The 19,396-nt window shown below is 50.7% G+C and carries 14 protein-coding genes; 5 read left to right on the forward strand and 9 right to left on the reverse strand.

Annotation, left to right across the window (positions count from 1 at the left end; all coding sequences use genetic code 11):
* The coding region (tyrS, locus tag NP596_RS04840) for a tyrosine--tRNA ligase (RefSeq protein WP_371927904.1) at positions 1-1,180 on the reverse strand (1,180 nt) is incomplete at its 3' end.
* 145 nt (positions 1,181-1,325) lie between these two features.
* Here tyrS and NP596_RS04845 point away from each other — a divergent pair.
* Both NP596_RS04845 and NP596_RS04850 read left to right on the forward strand, forming a co-directional pair.
* The gene (locus tag NP596_RS04845; RefSeq protein ID WP_256614135.1) at positions 1,326-2,615 is read left to right on the forward strand and encodes an OapA family protein; all 1,290 of its coding nucleotides are present in this window, start codon (positions 1,326-1,328) and stop codon (positions 2,613-2,615) included.
* The gene (locus NP596_RS04850; RefSeq protein ID WP_256614136.1) at positions 2,602-3,729 is read left to right on the forward strand and encodes an anhydro-N-acetylmuramic acid kinase; all 1,128 of its coding nucleotides are present in this window, start codon (positions 2,602-2,604) and stop codon (positions 3,727-3,729) included. Before NP596_RS04845 ends, NP596_RS04850 begins: the two co-directional genes overlap by 14 nt.
* Before the next feature lie 7 nt (positions 3,730-3,736).
* Here the strand turns inward: NP596_RS04850 and argC are convergent, their stop codons facing one another.
* Entirely contained in the window at positions 3,737-4,765 is a 1,029-nt protein-coding gene (argC, locus tag NP596_RS04855; protein WP_256614137.1) for an N-acetyl-gamma-glutamyl-phosphate reductase, read from the reverse strand.
* Positions 4,766-4,884: 119 nt separating this feature from the next.
* Between argC and NP596_RS04860 the strand changes: the two genes are divergently transcribed.
* The gene (locus NP596_RS04860) at positions 4,885-5,862 is read left to right on the forward strand and encodes an NAD(P)H-quinone oxidoreductase (RefSeq protein WP_256614138.1); all 978 of its coding nucleotides are present in this window, start codon (positions 4,885-4,887) and stop codon (positions 5,860-5,862) included.
* The gene (locus NP596_RS04865) at positions 5,863-6,708 is read left to right on the forward strand and encodes a sulfurtransferase (RefSeq protein WP_256614139.1); all 846 of its coding nucleotides are present in this window, start codon (positions 5,863-5,865) and stop codon (positions 6,706-6,708) included.
* Between the two features lie 58 nt (positions 6,709-6,766).
* Here NP596_RS04865 and NP596_RS04870 read toward each other — a convergent pair whose 3' ends face one another.
* The 5 genes from NP596_RS04870 to NP596_RS04890 form a co-directional block, all read right to left on the reverse strand.
* Positions 6,767-6,994 carry a hypothetical protein gene (locus tag NP596_RS04870; RefSeq protein WP_256614140.1) on the reverse strand — a complete coding sequence of 76 codons (228 nt, stop codon included), beginning with the start codon at positions 6,992-6,994 and terminating at the stop codon, positions 6,767-6,769.
* Positions 6,995-7,041: 47 nt separating this feature from the next.
* Positions 7,042-9,201, reverse strand: coding sequence for a S8 family serine peptidase (locus NP596_RS04875; protein WP_256614141.1), 2,160 nt, complete (start codon positions 9,199-9,201; stop codon positions 7,042-7,044).
* A 189-nt stretch (positions 9,202-9,390) separates the two neighbouring features.
* Positions 9,391-9,804, reverse strand: coding sequence for a hypothetical protein (locus NP596_RS04880; RefSeq protein ID WP_256614142.1), 414 nt, complete (start codon positions 9,802-9,804; stop codon positions 9,391-9,393).
* Between the two features lie 125 nt (positions 9,805-9,929).
* Positions 9,930-13,283, reverse strand: a complete 3,354-nt coding sequence (locus NP596_RS04885) for a M4 family metallopeptidase (RefSeq protein ID WP_256614143.1) — start codon at positions 13,281-13,283, stop codon at positions 9,930-9,932.
* A 464-nt stretch (positions 13,284-13,747) separates the two neighbouring features.
* Positions 13,748-14,626 (reverse strand): C1 family peptidase, encoded by an 879-nt coding sequence (locus NP596_RS04890; RefSeq protein WP_256614144.1) that lies wholly within the window; start codon positions 14,624-14,626, stop codon positions 13,748-13,750.
* Between the two features lie 664 nt (positions 14,627-15,290).
* Between NP596_RS04890 and NP596_RS04895 the strand changes: the two genes are divergently transcribed.
* Positions 15,291-16,232, forward strand: a complete 942-nt coding sequence (locus NP596_RS04895) for a hypothetical protein (protein ID WP_256614145.1) — start codon at positions 15,291-15,293, stop codon at positions 16,230-16,232.
* 109 nt (positions 16,233-16,341) lie between these two features.
* On the opposite strand, the gene trmL is transcribed toward NP596_RS04895, so the two are convergent.
* Both trmL and NP596_RS04905 read right to left on the reverse strand, forming a co-directional pair.
* A complete protein-coding gene (gene trmL / locus NP596_RS04900) occupies positions 16,342-16,812 on the reverse strand; it encodes a tRNA (uridine(34)/cytosine(34)/5-carboxymethylaminomethyluridine(34)-2'-O)-methyltransferase TrmL (protein WP_256614146.1) in 471 nt (156 codons plus the stop codon).
* A gap of 3 nt (positions 16,813-16,815) precedes the next feature.
* On the reverse strand, positions 16,816-19,320 hold the full coding sequence (locus tag NP596_RS04905; protein WP_256614147.1) for a glycogen/starch/alpha-glucan phosphorylase: 2,505 nt from the start codon (positions 19,318-19,320) through the stop codon (positions 16,816-16,818).
* Positions 19,321-19,396 lie beyond the last annotated feature (76 nt).

Raw genomic sequence — 19,396 nt, forward strand, 5'->3', positions numbered from 1 at the left:
CAACTTTGGCAAATTTTCGTTTACCTACTTGATAAACGTGATTACTGGCAACAGCCAAAACCGCTTTCGTATCTTCCAATTTTTCACCGTCAATTTTTACCGCCCCTTGTTTAATCATACGCAAAGCTTCGGACGTACTAGCCACAAGACCCGCTTCTTTTAATAAATTGGCGATAGGCATTCCTTGCGCATCCGCCGGCAACTGAATTTCAGGCATATCATCTGGTAAGGCACCACGCTGGAAGCGCGCTTCAAAATTTTCCAGCGCCTTTTCCGCCGCCTGCTTACCATGAAACCTGGATACAATCTCCTGACCAAGACTAACCTTATAGTTTCTCGGGTTAGCTCCAGCTCGACACTCTTTACGCCATTTCTCGATTTCCACCATCGGCTTGAAGCTTAACAATTCGAAATAGCGCCACATTAAATCGTCCGATACCGACATTATCTTACCGAACATATCATCCGGCGCATCGGCTATACCGATATAGTTATTCAGGGACTTGGACATTTTTTGCACACCATCCAAACCCTCCAGAATCGGCATGGTTAAGACCACCTGCGGTTTTTGCCCGTAAATTTCCTGTAAATGCCGCCCCATCAATAAATTAAATTTCTGATCGGTGCCTCCTAATTCCACGTCGGCCTTCATTACCACCGAATCGTAACCCTGAATTAGCGGATACAAGAATTCATGAATGGCGATAGGCTGCCCGCCTTTATAACGCTTATGAAAATCGTCGCGCTCCAACATACGAGCAACCGTGTGCTTAGCGGCGAGCTGAATCATTTCGGCGCTGGACATTGCCCCCATCCATTCGGAGTTAAACTTGATTTCCGTTTTTTCCGGATCCAGTATTTTGAACACCTGCTCCTGGTAGGTTTTGGCATTTTCGACCACCGCCTCCCGGCTTAAGGGCTTCCGAGTGACATTCTTACCGGTTGGATCACCTATCATCGCGGTAAAGTCCCCGATCAAAAACTGCACCCTGTGCCCCGCGTCTTGAAACTGTTTCAGCTTATTAATCAACACGGTATGCCCTAGATGCAAATCGGGAGCCGTGGGATCAAAACCTGCTTTAACCGTTAGCGGACGATTTTCTTCCAATTTCTTAATCAGTTCCGCTTCCAACAGAATTTCATCCGCTCCATATCGCAGCTGGGCCAAGGTTTCTTGCAACAATTTCCTTCTCCTAAAATAATCATGTTTACGCTCATTATAAATTATCGACCCGATAATTCAGGACAAATTGGCCTTAAAGTTCGCCATATCCGCAAAAATTGCCTACAATGAACCGCTCGACAACCAATGAAGTGTGATTGCTGTGAAAAACAGAATACTCAAAACGGTGCTGTTAAGCACCTGCACCGTTGTTGCCGCTAGCGCAAGTTACGGACTTATCCCTTACAAAAACTTTCAAGACTCAAAATCCCTGGAACAAGAAAAACTGATCTCCTCCAAGGTCAATCAATATACTAATTACGTCGCCCCTGCTCAGCCGGAAGCCACCTTTTCCGAAGACATGGAGCACACGGTTAAATCGGGCGAAAATCTATCGACCATCTTCTCGGACCTGAATCTCAGCCGCGAGGATTTGCACAAAATCATTCATTCCAATGCCACGGGCAAGCAATTCGCCGACATGCTACCCGGACAGGATGTGGTTGCAACGGTTAATGCCGAAGGCGAACTGGAACAGCTCACTTACGCAAAAAACCCTTTCGAAACCCTGGTAGCCACCCGCAGTGACGATGGATTTGACGTTAAGCTGTTCAGCAAAAAAATCGACCATCAAATCAGCAGCGCCAAGGCCACGATACAATCATCGTTATTCGAGGACGGCGTAAAAGCCGGCCTGTCCGAAAAAATAATCTTGAAACTGGCCGACATTTTTGCCTGGGACATCGACTTTGCCCTCAACTTGCGCGAAGGCGATGAGTTCACGGTGGTTTACGAAAAACTATTCGTTGACGGCAAGGAATTCGACACCGGCGATATTTTATCGGTCGAATTCATTAACCAAGGCAAAGCCTACACTGCGGTGCGTTTTGCGGACAATCAAGGCCATACCGGTTACTACAGCCCAGAAGGCAACAGCCTGCGCAAAGCTTTTTTACAAAATCCGATGGATTTTGCAAAAATCAGCTCGCACTTTGATCTACACCGCAAGCACCCGATACTCAATACCATACGCGCCCATAAAGGCGTCGATTATTCGGCTTCCATCGGCACGCCGGTCAAAACCACCGGCGACGGTAAAATCGTTTTCCATGGCGTAAAAAACGGCTACGGAAATGTAGTTGAAATCGAGCACGGTCAAAAATATTCCACGTTGTATGCCCACCTTTCCGGCTTCAAATCCGGCCACAAAGTCGGCAGCACCGTTAAACAAGGCGACGTGATCGGTTATGTCGGCAAAACCGGCTTGGCTACCGGCCCGCATTTACATTACGAATTCCGCATTGCCGGCCAGCATGTCAACCCTGTCACCGCCAAGCTGCCTCGCAGCCTGCCTATGGATAAAGCAGTGTTAGCCAAATTCAAAGCCCAAACCCAGCCACTGATGGCCGAATTGCAAAAGGCCAAAGGCGACGCCTTGCTTGCTAAAAATTAACCCGAAAACCGAGCTTTATATCGGCTTAATGTCCGGGACCAGCCTCGATGGTATCGATGCCGGTCTCGTCGATTTTAGCCCCTCCCTTCCCCGCCTGATCGCTTTTCACTATCAAGCCTTTCCGGACGAACTCAGAAGCCAAATCCATCGGATCAGCCAGCCCGATACAGCCATTTTATTGAACGATTACGGCACGCTGGATGCGCAACTCGGCCAATTATTCGCCGAAGCCGCCCTGGCCCTGCTTAAGAATACGGACATACCGGCCACGGAAATTAAGGCCATAGGCAGCCACGGTCAAACCGTTTATCACGCGCCACAAGGACCATACGGTTTTTCGCTGCAGATCGGCGACCCTAATCGCATAGCGCAAACCACCGGCATCGCCACGATTAGCGACTTCCGCCGCCGCGACATAGCCGTCGGCGGCCAGGGCGCACCGCTAGTGCCTGCATTCCACCAAGCCCTGTTTGGCACCCCCGGCAAGACTGTTACCGTGCTGAATATAGGCGGTATTGCCAATATCAGTCTGCTAACCGCTCAAGGTGTACGGGGCTTCGACACGGGCCCCGGCAACACGCTGATGGACCATTGGTGCCGACTGAATACCGGCCGCAATTACGATGCTAACGGCGACTGGGCCAAGACAGGCCAAGTTCAACCGGCTTTATTTCAGCAACTTCTGGACGACCCTTATTTCCGGCAAGCACCGCCCAAAAGCACGGGCAAGGAATATTTCTCGCCGGCCTGGCTTGCCGCAAAACTCACGGATTATTCAGCCTGCCAACCCGCCGACATTCAAGCCACTCTGTGCCGATTCAGCGCCGATAGTATTGCCAACGCCATACTGGCGCATGCGGCCGACAGTAGCCAAGTATTGGTCTGCGGCGGCGGCGTGCATAATCGGCAATTAATGGCCATGTTACGTAACAAGTTGCCGATACCGGTACTGTCGACCGCCGAATACGGCGTCAACCCCGACCATGTGGAAGCCATGGCCTTCGCCTGGTTGGCGCGGCAAACTCTCAATGGCTTAACCGGCAATCTGTGCAGCGTTACCGGTGCCAGCGTGCCGGTGATACTGGGCGGCATTTATCCGGGCCACCCGGTTTAAACCCGTTTTAAGGATATAGCGCCACCGTTTCCAGACCTTGCTGTTCAGGCAAACCGAATAGCAGATTCATATTCTGCACTGCCTGGCCCGAGGCGCCTTTCACCAAATTGTCGATCACCGACAAAATCACCACGGTATCGCCGCCTTGCGGCTGATGCACGGCAATTTGGCAACGATTGCTACCCCGCACATTACGGGTATCGGCGTGCGAGCCGGCCGGCAACACATCCACGAATGCTTCGTTTTGATAACGCTGTTCGAATAGCGCCTGCAGATCGGCGCCACCCCTTAAGCGCGCATACAAGGTCGCGTGAATCCCGCGTATCATCGGCGTCAGATGCGGCACAAAAGTCAAACCGACCGATTCAGACGTAGCAAGCTGCAGGCCTTGCCGAATTTCCGGCAAATGCCGATGCCCGGCCACCGCATAGGCTTTAAAACTCTCGCCGGCCTCGCTCATCAATGATGAAATTTCGGCTTTCCGGCCTGCTCCGCTGACCCCGGATTTCACATCGGCAATCAAATACTGCGTATCGACCAGGCCATTTTCCAGCAAGGGCAAAAAACCCAACTGCACGGCGGTGGGATAACACCCCGGACAGGCAATCAGGCGGGCCTGTTTAATCGCCTCCCGGTTGACTTCCGGCAAACCGTAAACCGCTTCGGTAATCAATTCCGGACTGGCATGTTGCATGCCGTACCATTTTTCCCATTCGGCTACGTCCTTGATGCGAAAATCGGCCGACAGGTCGATCACTTTGACGCCGCGCGCCAATAAATCCGCTGCCATTTGCATTGCCGTGCCATTGGGCGTAGCAAAAAACACCACGTCGCAAGCCGCCAAATTGTCGATTTCAGGCAAACTAAACGCCGCATCGCATAAACCTCTGAGACTGGGATACAGTTTATCCACGCGCTGTCCGGCATCGGCGCGCGACGTGACCGCCGAAACCGCCACCTCCGGATGCAACGCCAAAATCCGTAATAATTCCACCCCGGTATAGCCGGTACCGCCCACAATGCCAGCACGTATCATGTATTTTGTATCTCATCAGTTATCAAAATGAAGCCGGGAACGCCGCAAAACCGCCTGCAACGCCGAGCATAAAGCCGCATATAATAAAGACTATCGCCACTCCGAAAAACCCCTTAAACATGCGCGCGATTGAAATCATCCCCAATACCGCCGGAAACGCATTAACGCTGAGCGAACTGCCCACACCGGTTCCGAACGATTTCCAGGTCTTGATCGAGGTCAAGGCCGCCGGGATTAACCGGCCGGATTTAATGCAGCGCCAGGGCGTATATCCGCCGCCTGCCGGCGCCTCGCCGATATTGGGATTGGAAGTAGCCGGCATCGTCGTGGAAACCGGCGGCAACGTGACCGGTTTCAAACCCGGAGACGCGGTTTGTGCGTTGCTTACCGGCGGCGGCTACGCCGAATATTGCGTGGCCAACGAAGTCTGCTGCCTACCCATGCCAAACGGATTGACTTTTACCGAAGCCGCCGCCTTACCTGAAACTTTTTTTACCGTCTGGAGCAATGTCTTCGAACGCGGCCGGCTAGCCTCCGGCGAAAGCCTGCTGGTACATGGCGGTGGCAGCGGCATCGGCACTACCGCCATCCAGCTGGCCAAGGCCTTCGGTCATACCATTTATGTCACGGCGGGCAGCGAGGAAAAATGTCGTCACTGTCTCGATCTCGGCGCAGACGCCGCCATCAATTACCGGCAACAGGATTTTGTCGAAACTATCAATCAATTGACCCGAAACTGCGGCGTCGACGTCATTCTGGATATGGTAGGCGGCGACTACCTGCCGCGTAACCTCAAATGTCTGGCCGTTGAAGGCCGCTTGGTGCAGATTGCCATTCAAAACGGCGCCAAAAGCGAAGTCAACCTGTGGCACATCATGCTCAAGCGCCAAACCATCACCGGCTCGACGCTGCGCGCCCGCGAGGACGATTTCAAAGCCGGTATTGCTTTACAATTACGCGAAAAAGTCTGGCCATTACTGGAGGCCGGCACACTCAAACCTAGCCTGGATTCCGTCTTTCCGCTGGCGGACGCCGAGCAAGCGCACGCCCGCATGGCCGGCAACCAGCATTTCGGCAAAATCATTTTGGAGATTTAAATGGCCTATACCACACTTATTTCCGCTGCCGAGCTGGCAGCCAACCTGCACAAATCCGATTGGGTGATTTTCGACTGCCGCTTTTCTTTAGCCGACGACACCGCCGGCAGCAAAGCCTATCGCCAAGGCCATATTCCCGGCGCGCGTTACGCGGACTTAAACCAGCAGCTGTCAGCGCCGGTGCAGAGCTATACCGGCCGCCATCCCCTACCCAACTTTGCGGCGCTTTCTCAACAGCTGGGTGCCTGGGGTGTCGGCAACCGCAGCCAAGTCGTGGTATATGACGATGCCGGCGGCGCTTTTGCCGGCCGCCTATGGTGGTTACTGAGAACCATGGGCCACCAGAATGTTGCCGTACTGGATGGCGGAATCCAATATTGGCAAAAACAAAATCTGCCGTTTACCACGGTTCTACCTAAAATAACGCCCAGCCATTTCCGCTGTTATCTGGATCAACAACAATGGTTAAGCGCTGCCGAAGTTGAAAATGCCCTGGCCGCTAACAGCATCACGTTAATAGACGCCCGCACGCCGGAACGCTTCCAAGGCCTGCAGGAACCCATCGACCCGGTCTCCGGCCACGTACCCAAGGCGGTCAATCGGCCATTTCAATTGAACCTGGATAAACAAGGCTTGTTCCTGCCCGCAGAGCAGCTAAAAACCCAATTCCAAACCTTGACTCATTTACGGCCGCCGGCGCAAGTCGTGCACATGTGCGGTTCGGGCGTCACCGCCTGCCACAATCTGTTAGCGATGGAAATCGCCGGATTGAGCGGCTCCAAACTTTACGCGGGATCGTGGAGCGAATGGATTGTGAATAAAAATCGGCCGGTAGCGAAAGCTTGAATGTATAACTGCCTGTTAAAGATCTTGATGCATTACAGAGTAATTGCTTCCCCTGCCTTCAAAACTCCGAACATAATCCAGCAGAAACAGTCCAGATGTTATGCAGAAAATTGCCAGACAATTGCTCGTAATCAACAAACAGTTGAATTCCATGAGCCTTAACCGTTGAAACGCCACCACCGAAATGAAAAAAATCACGATCTGGCTGTTGGTTGGATTTGTAAAGCCAGCCGTTGGAAGAGTTGCTATAGAAATGGCTATTCGCGCGAGGGATCTTTAAACTCATGAACATAAAATACTCGAACTTGTGGTATTAACACCCCAAAGAACACTTTAGTGACAAACTACGGAAAAGGTTACTCCAGAGGGGGCACTGTTGTACCCGTACAGGCTGATATAGTACTTCACATTGCCGTTTGTCATATTACAGGTCTCAACATTACTAGACGACTCCGACACGCAGGTCTTGGACGAATAGCTGGGCCAACCACCGATTTTCACGTAAAGATCGGCATCCGGCGTTCCCCCCGATGATGTAATGGTGGGATTGTTGCATGTGACGGTTCCAATCTGTTTCATTACATTTCGGGTGGCGGATAGGTTCGATTGCGGCCAAGCGGTGCAATTAACACCGGGACAACTGCCGCCACCATCGGCCGAGCAGTCGCTCGCGCAATGTGCATTGGTCTCGATACCGTTGCACACGGTATCCCCACAGCTCGTTCCGAAACTCTGCAAGAAAAGATTGGGAGCCAAGTTGCCAGCCGGGCCTAAATAGCCTGTTAGTTTACCGCTGGCAGCGGCGCTGAGAATTGCGGTTTTGACCTCGGGTACGGTGGCGCTCGGGTTTTGCCCGCGATACAACGCAGCCACCCCCGCAGTGAGCGGTGAGGCGAAAGAGGTCCCGTCATCAGTCGTGAAGGCGGTGTTGGAAGTATTTGTCGCGAACCTTACATTTGTACCCGGAGCCCAAATATCCACTGCGGCACCCCAGTTCGAGTAGTCAGCGACCGAATCGGCCTGAGAGGTAGCTCCAACCACGAAGGCCGCAGGGGATGAGCCGGGGGAAGTTTTCGCAGCGTCCTGCATATTGTTCCCTGCGGCGACCGACACAAAGATTCCGGCATCGACGCATGCGGCTATGGAATTGTCCTCGGTGGCGTAGACAGCGTCTTCTCCGATGCTGAAATTGATTATGGAAATGTTCGAGCCATTGTTCGCTAAAACCCAGTTAAAACCCGCAACTTGGTCGGACAGGAGGCCGTAGCCTGAATTTGGCATTGTTCGAACGGTGTGCAGGATAGCTGCCTTCGCCACACCGGCAGTGGCCCCACCAGAGAGGCTGAGCGTCCCTGTTCCGTGTGTACCGCTCTTCCCGCTCGTGCAGGCGTCCCCATATGTTCCTTGGCTAGTAGATGCACAGGCATCGAATCTCTCCAAGGTCAACCCGGTCACAGCTCGGTAACCGTAGACCATGATGTAGTAAGTACCCGTTCCGAAAGAAGACATGTCGCAGGTTTCGGTGTTGCTCGATGTATAAGGGCGGCAATCGTAGTTTGAGGCGGTGGGTGCAGAACCCTTTTTCACGTAGAGGTCTGCATCACCAGTTCCACCGTAGATTTTCACCATGACCTTGTCTCCAGAGATGATCGCTGGCGAAGGGGTATAGGGAGCCTTACTCCCGATGCTGACGCTGGTGCTAAACATTTTAGCTCCCTCAACACATCCCCCCGACATACCACCCTGGATGTCCGGGCTGTTGGCAGCGCCGCATTGCATCCGGCCGGCAAATTCAGTGTGCGTGGAAAGAGCGCCTTGGTCGAGGTTGTAAATGTGAACACCTGCACCGGTCATGGTGGTCGCGAAGGAATTGTTCAGGGTCGGGCTAGCTTGATCAATTCGATCCAGAGCCCATCCGGGGTTTGTGTACACGGTGTTGACGTGGACATAAGCGTCCTGTTCCACCAATAATACACGAGGATCCTTAACCAGGGCCGCCGCTTCCTCGTGGGACATCTGAGCCGAGAAACCCCGAATGGCGGCATTAAAGACGTGGCCCAACTTGACGGTCTTGAGCTGGTTCTCCTCGACGACCATGCGCGCGATGTTCTTCGCGCGATCCATATTGAGGATCAGATTCTGGCCTTTAGCCACCACCATATCGTCCTTAAACTGGACGATGTACGAATCCGGGACTGCATTCTGGTGGACGATGATCCCGAAGGAGTCAAATTCAGGTATAGCCGAGCTAGTATTAGCATCTTTCCGAGAAGAGGCTGTTGTCAGCTCCTTTTCAGAATCCGGGATCATGGGAATGACCATATTGGTTTTGCTATCTGCCGGAGCAGGTACCGCTGTCGACTCTATTTCAGATGCCGAATCCATAGCGAGCAGATGCGTCCCATCGACTTTGCAACTTGAAAGTAATCCGCCTGACAGAATCATCAAGGCTGCCGATACACCGCGCCTACTTATAGCCAATATCTTTTTCACAAGCCTCTCCTTTACAACTAAAATCTTGAAAGTAGACAGTAACCATTCGGTGACAATTTGCAAAACGAATGGTGTTTTCTTGCATGTAAGTTAAATAGTGTTTAAGTCATTGATTTTTCAAAAGGCCCTGAACTTAAGTCGACGCTATCGAGACGTATGCAAAATGGCTAAGTTTCAGCTTGAGTCGGATTACTTTTTTTTGACGTACAACGTTACTGCGTAATCTCCGGATGAAATCGATACGCCGTCGATTCTGGGCGGGTTTAACGCGATCAATTTTAGCTCGTGCCCCTTCAAGGCTATTTCTTTCGGTTTATCCTCGGTATTCAAGAGCACTGTTTTATTTTGTCCAGCTATCTCAATGACTTCTAATTCGGCTTTGCCGTTACCCGCCCATACACAAACAGCATTAACAGGGCAGCGTGAATCTTCGAGAACAGCCTTAAATTTGATAACGAGTCCTTCGTCTTCAATCGTTACCGTTTGACCTACTCTCAGAGAAAATTCTGTATCCAAACTAACTTTGCTTGCTTGTGCCGAGGCAGCACCGATCCAGATAAAGAAAACGAAGAAAGTAAGGTAGCTATCAATCAACCGGTGCATAGTCGCCCTTAAAAACTGACATGATTAACTGCCAAGGCATTAAAGGGTTAGCTTTGTCATGTCACAAATTGTGTAGAAAACCCGAAAGGGCGAATGAAAGCGCCCCTTCGGGAAATAGTCCGCTATTAATGGATTAAGGTAAGGTTATAAGGCACAGTTGTGCTGTAAGCACCACCAAAAGCAACTACCTTGATGTAATAGCTGACAATCGAGGCCGAGGTGTTTTTGTAACTCACTGACTCGGTTGAACCCACGTTGGCGCTGGTTCTTAGTCTGCTGCCGGAACTATTCATCAAGTAAAGATCGTAATCCTTTGCCGGCCCCTTCATATTCACCGTGAGGCTTTGACCGGCAGCAAGATTGATCTTGAAGTAGTCTTGGTCGGCAGAATTGCCGATATAGCCTATGATCTTTGTGACTGTGGCGCTGATAGTATTGGCTGTGCGAATTGTGCCATTGTTCTCAACCTCGTCGTAGGTAGTGGAGGTCGCCCCGCCATTATTGATCGCAAAAGTCACAGTAGTGGAGGTGCCGATATTGCCGGCGGCATCGAAGGCTTTACCCATCAGCAAGTGATTGCCGTCGTCCAACGTCAGAGAATCCAGAACCATGCTGTAAGACACAGTCGTATCCGCGCCTTTAAGATTGTTGTCGACATAGAACTCCACTTTAGTGACGCCAACATTGTCCGTGGCGGTGGCATTGAAGGTGATATGCCCGCTAGAGCCGCTCTCACTAACAGAAATGACCGGCGATTCTTCGTCAATAATTGTATTGTCGACCATAAAGGTCACGGGGGATGACACGCCTAAGTTGCCAGTCGCGTCATACGCTTTTGCTACCAGCGTATGGCTGCCCTTGGTGAGCGTGGTGCTGTCCAGCTCAATGCTATAAGGCGCGATCTGATCAGTTCCTATAGATTTATTATCGACAAAAAACTCTACTTTAGTGACGCCAACATTATCGGTAGCGACGGCGGATAACGTAATGGTACCGCTAGAACCACTCTCGCTGGCGCTGACAGTGGGGGCTTTATCGTCAATTTCGTTACCGCCATCGGTTACGTTGAGATTGACCTTGTCCAGGATAAATCCGGTGGCGAGCGCCGAATCCTCGGCTCCCAAGAAATAGACTTGGATGGTTTGCCCTTTATAGGCGGCCAAATCATGGCTATAAATCTGATAACCGCTGGCTGCGTTCAAATTACTGTGAGTGGCCAGTGTTTTAAGAATAGTCCCTGAACTGCTGCGGATCTGCACGGCAAGGGTATCGCGAACCGAAGTTTTGCTGGTCTCCTGGGTTTCGATATGTAGGGCATAGCTCAATGTTGTCGAGGATACGTTGGCTGGAATATTGACCGACTGATAAAGAGCGACGCTCATTTGTGAGCCGGTACCGCAAAACTTGGCCATCTTGATGCCGTCGTAAGGGGTTTGGCGCAAAATGGCGCCGATCTGCATACCGGTCGTATTCGACCAGCCCACGCCATAACCTTTTTCAAAGCTACCATTACGTATCAATTGTCCATTGGCAATCGTAAAGGTCATGGTGGCATTAGTGTATTGCCCCGTAGTATCGGTGGCTTTGGCAACCAACGTGTGACTGCCGTCATCCTGCATGACGGAATCATAGGTTACTGAGTAAGGCGATGCGGTTTTAGTGCCCACCAAGGCGCCATCCAGCAGAAACTCAACTTTCACGACCCCTTTATCATCAGTGGCAGTGGCATTAAAGGTCAGGATGCCTTTTTGGCCGATTTCACTCACGGTGACGGATGGCGGCGTATCGGCGCCAGACCAGGCACTGCCTACATTGATCGCCGCGAAGGCATTCCATACCGCGATTTCTTCTGGCCCCGAAACAGCGAATAGATCACGCACCGCCTGAATATTGGCAACTCGGGCACCCAAGTAGTCTGTAGAGGAAGTCATGTAAGTGGTTAAGGCGCGATACCAAATTTTGGCTGCCTTGTCGTTACCAATGCCTTTCATGCCTTGCGGCAAATAAGAACTTGCTGTTTCACCGCTAGTGGTGGCGCCTTGACTCAGAAAATAAAAGGCGCGATTCATGGGGCCGGAACTGTAATGTACATCCAGGTTTTGTAACGTTGGGCTCCAGGCATCGGCGCTATTGCCATCCTTGCTGGGCTTGTACAGGAAGCGCATTTTTAACGGATAGGCTGCGGTTGTGATCTGTTCACCGTGCGTCCAGTTTCCGCCAGTGTCGGGGATGATATTGCCTTTGCCATTGGCGCCCCGCGCGTAAAATTCGGTCATTGTGCCTATGATGTCGGAATTGGCTTCGTTCAGGCCGCCGGATTCCTTGTTGTAAATCAGATTGGCCGACGTAGAACAAACCCCATGCGAAAATTCATGGGCAGCGACATCGATTGCCGTCAGTGTCTGCAGTTTGGTGCCGTCGCCGTAAGTGATGCACATGCAATAGTCGGAATAGAAGGCGTTATCGTAAGCGTTGTCGTAATGTACGCGGGCATAGGTTGGGCTGCCCAGTCCATCAATACCACTACGTCCGAAAACGTTTTTATACATATCCCAGGTGGCTTGTATGCCAAAAGCAGCATCTACCGCGGCTGTCTGGCCATTGTCGGATGCGGTGGATTCAGGTTCTTCCTTGAAATTGTTGCCGTCGCCCCAGATATTATCGGAGTCCTTATAGAGCGTACCGGTGCCTGAAGTGGAATGGTCAAGATTATAAACCACGTTGCCGCCGCTGGCCGGTCTGGTCAAATCCCTTAACTCAAATCCGCTAGCCAAGCTATTGGTGTTTAGACTCACCGTGCCACTGTATTGGCTTTTGCCGGTGCCTAAGGCATTATCGGTACGAAGACTATCCCATTTTTCGATGATCGCGCCGGTGTGGGCATTCACCAGATAATCCGTGTGTCGTGTGTCACCCGGTGATTCCAGCTCGGTATGGACATAATAGGCCAACAGGTAACCCTTCACTTCGCTAATAAAGTCTTCAGCGTTCAGTTTGTTTTCGGCAACAAGGGTCTTGCGCGGTAATACCTGTTTAGTTGTTTCGGGATAGACCACGAGCTCGGTCAGCGGTTTAGTGATGAAATCAGCGCGAGGAGCGATATCCTTTTTAACGACAGCCAGTACGTCGGTAACGGAAAGTTTCGGCTCGGTATCGACTTGAATGTCTTGCTTAAGCGCAAAAGTGGTGGGGGGACGTTCTATCTGGTTTGGTTGTGTATGAGTAATGACTTCCCCTCCCCAGATGCGTATACCACGGTAGAGCTGTTGGAAGCGGACATGAGTTTGCCCCAGTTTGTCCTGCTGAAGATTTTGAAATTGAAAGGAATGATTCTCATCGAGACCTAACGTCTCGCGCATACCGGTCAGTCGTTGTTGCGATTGTAACATCAACTCATTATTGCTAGGATTTGTAGCGGACGAGGGTGACGAGGTTACTAGCAATAATGCGAAGATAAGGACGAATTGACTATGTTTCATGACGCACTCCTCGAGTGTATTTATTATTGAATTTTATGTATCAATTTCTGACCTATTTCCTTGTGCGTTAAAATGTCGCCGAAAAATATTACATGATGGATGTAGTAGTAATGCCTTGAAATCGCTAAGAATTATATTGGGCCGCCATCTGACGTTTGACTGTCTCGGGTGAGTATCTTCGCATATGACTCATAAGCATTATTTAATCAAATACTTTTAAAACAGATCAGTCTGAACAAGTCGTACAATTAAATACACCCTAGACTTTCCGGGTTAAAACCTCATCAATTTGAGTTGCCAAGTACGTTTCATTTCGTTGGCGGCTAGTTAATAGTCACGTTTTGCAAATCATGCCTCTTTTGTCGCTCAGTTCATGCGTTATGACTGATCTTTGGCTTGCCTTAAGGGACTTCGTTATTCGTCAAGATTTACGGGATTCCCCCCAAGGCTTTACTTAATAAGCTCTAAAGCCCGAATTTCTTGGTTTCGATATACTCGTGCTTGAGCAATGCCCACCAATCCACCGCTAGTCCTTTCAGTACATATTCATAGGGCAGCCAACCGTACCCCTCATCGCCCCAGCTGGTTCCCCAGGAGTTTCTGATTAATAACGCGCCGGTGGTGGCTGAACCACAATTGCTGTTCTTGATTTTCATAGCATCGTCATAGCCGACCGCCACAATCGCATGTCCGCCCACAACCTTGTCTTTAGGGCAAGGGAAAGGAATTTTGCCTTTACCGGCACCCTCTGCCTGCCTGTACGAGTCATAAACCGTAAATCCAAACATGACGGGCATATTGCCCGCTAAATTGGTTTTGATCTGATTAAGTAAGTTTGCAGATGTAGTGCCTGGAGGATCGAGCCGGTAATAATTAATCGCCTGGTAAGACTGAGCAAAGGCATATAAAAACGCGGAGGGTTCCACATCGAAGTCAGCGACTTTATAAGGCCAATACTTTTCCGGCGGTACACCGAACAAGACCATCGCACCCATGGTGGACCTTAAAAAAGCGCCTGTATCGCCAGTCCAGCCCAAAAGATTACGCGTCGCTTTGTAAAGGAATAATCTGGAAGCATCCAGCGCTACACCATAAGCCTTTCTTTCATAGAATTCGATCAATCCAACGCCCGCGTTGGCGGTGCAAGAACCTAATGCCCCCTGATCTTCGATAGGCGAACACCATGCTCTAAGATCTACTTTCGTCGCTAACGTTGCCGGCTCCGACAAGACTTTGAGCTTTTTAAGCATCGGTTTGATTGCTTCATGCTCAGGCGAATAGTCCCTAATATCAGGCAGATCACGCATCCATCCCAGGCCGTATTTTTCATGTAATGTTTTCATGGTTTTATCTCCTTGAAGTATAAGCATAAATTCATCTTATAAAAGACAGGGTAATACTAATTTTCAAAAGTATCTACTGAGCATTTAAGTCAAGATATAGACCCTAAATTATTGAAGCGAAGCTGGGTCAGAGAAGGGAATAAAACCATTCAACATAGTTGGCGATTTTATCTTTGCGGATTTGACAAGCCACCCAATCCGATTGATTGTCGGCCACTGATTACAATCGCAAAACCGCCACCAACTTCGAGAGGCACGCCGATTCCCGCTTAGCACGTCGAGAGTCGACTTCCCGCGCTAGTAACAGAGTAGGCATGTAAGGCGTCAGCTTACTGGTAACCTGTGGCCTTTTGAGATACCGGGTTGCCTTCCTTGAACTAGGTTTTAATGGTATTACGCGACAGACTGGTCCGGTGCTGGATTTCACTGATAGTGAGGTGGTTGCGATGAAACAAGCGACGAACTTTTGCGAACATTGACATGTATTTCACTCGGGTTTTGCTCCCGCCTAAAATCGCAGCAGGATCCGTGGATTACCTAATCAATTTTCAATCGGCGCCAACATACTGCCTTTGAATCACTCCAGCCTGTCCTTTTGCGTATTGGCAAGGAATCGCCGAAGGAGGATACTTAGGCCAATTCCCCCCGGAATAAAGGATCAGTCATGACCACTACAATGAAACTTAAATGGCTATTGGCTTTAGTGATGGTGTTTGGCGGATTTACCGTTTATAAATTATTCGAGGGGCTGGCCCATAATCCTGCTTATCAAGAATACGAATGGATATTCAAAGTCATTTCGGAATTTGGTTTGTTCATATCCGTGATCGTTTCGGCCGGTTATTTTCATCATTGGTTTATCGCCGCCGAAGAACATAAAGAGGCGGAAATAAGTTTACACGCGACGTTGGGCAAATATGTCGATGGCGTTTTAATGAACTCCGTTAAAAGGGGATTTTTAGGCATCACTAATAAGGAGTTCGATTTCAGCCCGATTATGCATGGCCTGAAACCGGGAGATTACGTTTATTGGCTGATAACCTTCGATCCCCGTTTCAAAAACAAATCCCGTGAACTGGAAAACGCCGTCAAAACCGGGGTTAATTTCAGGATACTGATTTTAAAAGCCGATTGCCGAAGCGGCGAATTGCGCGCCCAGGAAACCAACGGCTTTAATCCGCATGAGTTCAATGAATATTCCAAGCTGTTTAAAGTGTCGCTGGAGGACGTGATCAGTCGTATCGACGACAGCGTAACAGGTTCCTTAGGCGTGTTTGTCTATGACGGCCTGCCCAGCCTGCCGCTGTTTATCGTCATCCATAAGGAATCCAAAAAAGTTGAAGTATATAACAGCTTTTATCTGACCGAACCGGTTTCAAAAATGCCGTATTTGCATTGGGAAACCGAACTTAAATCAGGCAATCATGAATTGTTCGAATCCGATCACTGGAATATGTCCGAACTATTTCTCGACTACTTCAAAAAACGCTGGGAAATGGAAAAGGAAAAGCTATATGTGGGCAACCAAGCAGTTGACCTCAAAGACTTTATCCATGCGCCGGCATCAGCTCAACAAAAATGTACTGAACTGGTTGCTTTCACTTAGCCGCCGGACGGAGAGAACCGGCATTCAAGCAAGCCTCGCGATAGCAAAACATTATTGCTGCAAGCCTTCCACCGCGTGGGCACAAAAAGCGAGCCCACCAGACAAGCCGCTATCGGCAATGCGCCCCCGGAAAACCCAGCTGTTTCCAGGCCTCGTAAAGCACGATAGCCACCGTGTTGGACAGATTCAAACTGCGGCTTTCCTGCCGCATCGGCAAATAGACTTTCAATGCGGCTGGATGCTGGGCGAGAAAATCGGCCGGCAGGCCGCGCGATTCGGGACCGAATAACAAGGCATCGCCGGTCTGAAATTTGATGTTGCCGTAACTTTGGCTGCCTTTTGTGGTCAACGCCAACACCCGCCTGGGTTGGCTGTGCTCGATATAGTCGTTCAGGGACGCGTACTGTTTGACGCTGACCCATTCGTGATAATCCAAACCCGCCCGGCGTAACCGTTTGTCGTCCAATTCAAAGCCGAGCGGTTGGATCAAATGCAGTTGCGCACCGGTGTTGGCGCACAAGCGGATGATATTGCCCGTATTCGCCGGTATTTCGGGCTCGAACAGGACAATATCCAGCATGGTTTATTTGCTGTTGACGTCAATCGGCGACAGTTTCCAGATCTCGCGGTTGTAATCGCCGATGGTGCGGTCGGTGGAGAACTTACCGCTGGCGGCTGTATTCATGATGCTCATCTTGGTCCAGTATTCCTGGTCGCGCCACGCTTGATCCACGCGTCTTTGCGCATCCACGTAGCTGCGGAAGTCGGCAATGGTCATCCAGGGGTCGTGCGGATTTTTGATCGAGGCAATCACATCGTCGAAGATACCGGGTTCGAACTGATTGAAGTGTCCGCATTCCAGCAAACGCAACACCCCCTGCAAATCGGCGTCCTGATCGATATAGGCTTGCGGATTATAATGCGGCCGCAAGGCTTCCACTTCCTGCTCGGTCAAACCGAACAGGAAGAAATTTTCCTCGCCTACTTCCTCGCGAATTTCAATGTTGGCCCCATCCAGCGTGCCTATGGTCAAGGAGCCGTTCATCATGAATTTCATGTTGCCGGTGCCGGAGGCCTCCTTGCCGGCGGTGGAAATCTGCTCGGACAAATCGGCGCCCGGGCAGATTTTTTCCATCGCCGACACCCGGTAATTGGGCAGAAACACCAGTTTCAGCTTATCGCCCACTTCGGGATCGTTATTGATCACACTAGCGACGTTGTTGATCAGTTTGATGATCTTTTTGGCCATCACATAACCCGGTGCCGCCTTGCCGCCGATTAACACGCAGCGGTCCACCCAGTTTTGCGTATCGCCGCGCTTGATCCGGTCGTACAAATGAATCACATGCAGCACATTCAGCATTTGCCGCTTGTACTCGTGTATGCGTTTCACTTGCACATCGAACAGGGCATCCACATTGATTTCGATGTCCAGCTCGGCTTTTTTGAAGTCCACCAAACGCTGTTTGCTGGCTTGGTTCAAATCGCGCCAGGTTTTCCGGAACGAGGCGTCTTCGGCATAGGGTTTCAGTTTTTCCAATTGCGACAAATCGGTGATCCAGGCGTCGCCTATGGTGGCGGTAATGAATTCCGCCAATTCCGGATTGCAGCCCGCCAGCCAACGCCGCGGGGTGACGCCGTTGGTTTTGTTGTTGAACTTGTCCGGCCATAACTCGTAAAAATCCTTAAACAAGCCTTCCTTCAATAATTTGGAATGCAATTCGGCCACTCCGTTCACCGAGAAGCTGCCGGCTATGGCCAGATAAGCCATGCGGACTTGCTTGACATGGCCTTCCTCGATCAGCGACATCCTCGTCAAACGTTCATTTTCGCCCGGCCAGCGCGCCGATACCTCGGCCAGAAAGTGGGCGTTGATTTCGAAAATAATCTCCATCAGCCGCGGCAACAGATTCTGCATCAAATTGACGGACCATTTTTCCAGCGCTTCCGGCAACAGGGTATGGTTGGTGTAAGCCATGGTTTTACGGGTAATGCCCCATGCTTCATTCCAGGACAAGCCGTGAATATCCATCAGCAAGCGCATCAATTCCGCCACCGCGATGCTGGGGTGAGTGTCGTTCAGTTGAAAGCAATTTTTCTCGGCGAATTTGGAGAAATTTCTGCCGTGCCGCCCGACCCAATTCGCGATCACGTCTTGCAAGCTGGCGGAAGCCAACAGGTATTGTTGCTGCAAGCGCAGCGCCTTACCATTTTCATTGGCGTCGTTGGGGTACAGCACCATGGTTATGTTTTCGGCGGTATTCTTCTGTGCCACGGCTTCCGCATAATCGCCGGCGTTGAACTCCTGCAGATTGAATTCTTCGGTGGCAATCGCCTTCCATAGCCGCAAGGTATTTACCGTGCCGTTTTTGTAACCGGGAACCGGCGTGTCGTAAGGCATGGCCAAAACATCGTGGGTGTCGACCCAACTGGTGCGCTTGTTGCCGTGTTCGTCGATATGCGACTGGGTACGGCCGCCGAATTTGACGCGGGTCATGTATTCCGGACGTTCGATTTCCCAGACGTTGCCGTTACGCAGCCAGTGGTCGGGTTTTTCCACCTGCTCGCCGTTGACGATTTCCTGGGTGAACATGCCGTATTCGTAACGCAAGCCGTACCCGGTGACCGGCAACTGCAGGGTGGCGCAACTGTCGATGAAACAAGCCGCCAACCGGCCCAAACCGCCGTTGCCTAAACCGGCGTCGGGTTCGCTTTCCATTAGCTCCTCGGCTTCCAGCCCCATGCCATACAAGGCCTTACTGACTTCGTCGTCGATGCCCAGATTCAGCATGGCATTGCTTAACGAGCGCCCCATCAAAAATTCCATCGATAGGTAAAAGGCTTTCTTGCAATCTTCGTCGCGGTAAACGTTGTAGGTTTTTTTCCAGCGCTCGACCAGCCGGTCGCTGATGGCGAGCGATAACGCCTCATAAGCGTAATGCGGCGAACGGCAGTTTTCGTCCCGTCCCAAGCGATGGCTGTAATAGTGTTTGAAGTCGGCGGCGATATGCTTTTTTTCCATGCCCAGCTTGGGGAGTTTGGTGATATCGGCTTTCGGGTTACTCTTTCTGAAGACTTTAACTGGCATCGTTTTACCCTTTTTGAATGTGAATATTTGCTTGGCAAAAACTTAACACTACAAAGCAAAATGCGCCAGCTTTACA

Origin of the sequence: Methylomonas rivi (genome assembly GCF_024505165.1) — a bacterium.
GTDB lineage: Bacteria > Pseudomonadota > Gammaproteobacteria > Methylococcales > Methylomonadaceae > Methylomonas > Methylomonas rivi.

Bases quoted from the DNA above. Each gene is read 5' to 3' on its own strand.
- argC (WP_256614137.1), bottom strand. From the start codon at position 4,765: ATGATACGTGCTGGCATTGTGGGCGGTACCGGCTATACCGGGGTGGAA.
- NP596_RS04860 (WP_256614138.1), top strand. From the start codon at position 4,885: ATGCGCGCGATTGAAATCATCCCCAATACCGCCGGAAACGCATTAACG.
- NP596_RS04865 (WP_256614139.1), top strand. From the start codon at position 5,863: ATGGCCTATACCACACTTATTTCCGCTGCCGAGCTGGCAGCCAACCTG.
- NP596_RS04870 (WP_256614140.1), bottom strand. From the start codon at position 6,994: ATGAGTTTAAAGATCCCTCGCGCGAATAGCCATTTCTATAGCAACTCT.
- NP596_RS04880 (WP_256614142.1), bottom strand. From the start codon at position 9,804: ATGCACCGGTTGATTGATAGCTACCTTACTTTCTTCGTTTTCTTTATC.
- NP596_RS04885 (WP_256614143.1), bottom strand. From the start codon at position 13,283: ATGAAACATAGTCAATTCGTCCTTATCTTCGCATTATTGCTAGTAACC.
- NP596_RS04890 (WP_256614144.1), bottom strand. From the start codon at position 14,626: ATGAAAACATTACATGAAAAATACGGCCTGGGATGGATGCGTGATCTG.
- NP596_RS04895 (WP_256614145.1), top strand. From the start codon at position 15,291: ATGACCACTACAATGAAACTTAAATGGCTATTGGCTTTAGTGATGGTG.
- trmL (WP_256614146.1), bottom strand. From the start codon at position 16,812: ATGCTGGATATTGTCCTGTTCGAGCCCGAAATACCGGCGAATACGGGC.
- NP596_RS04905 (WP_256614147.1), bottom strand. From the start codon at position 19,320: ATGCCAGTTAAAGTCTTCAGAAAGAGTAACCCGAAAGCCGATATCACC.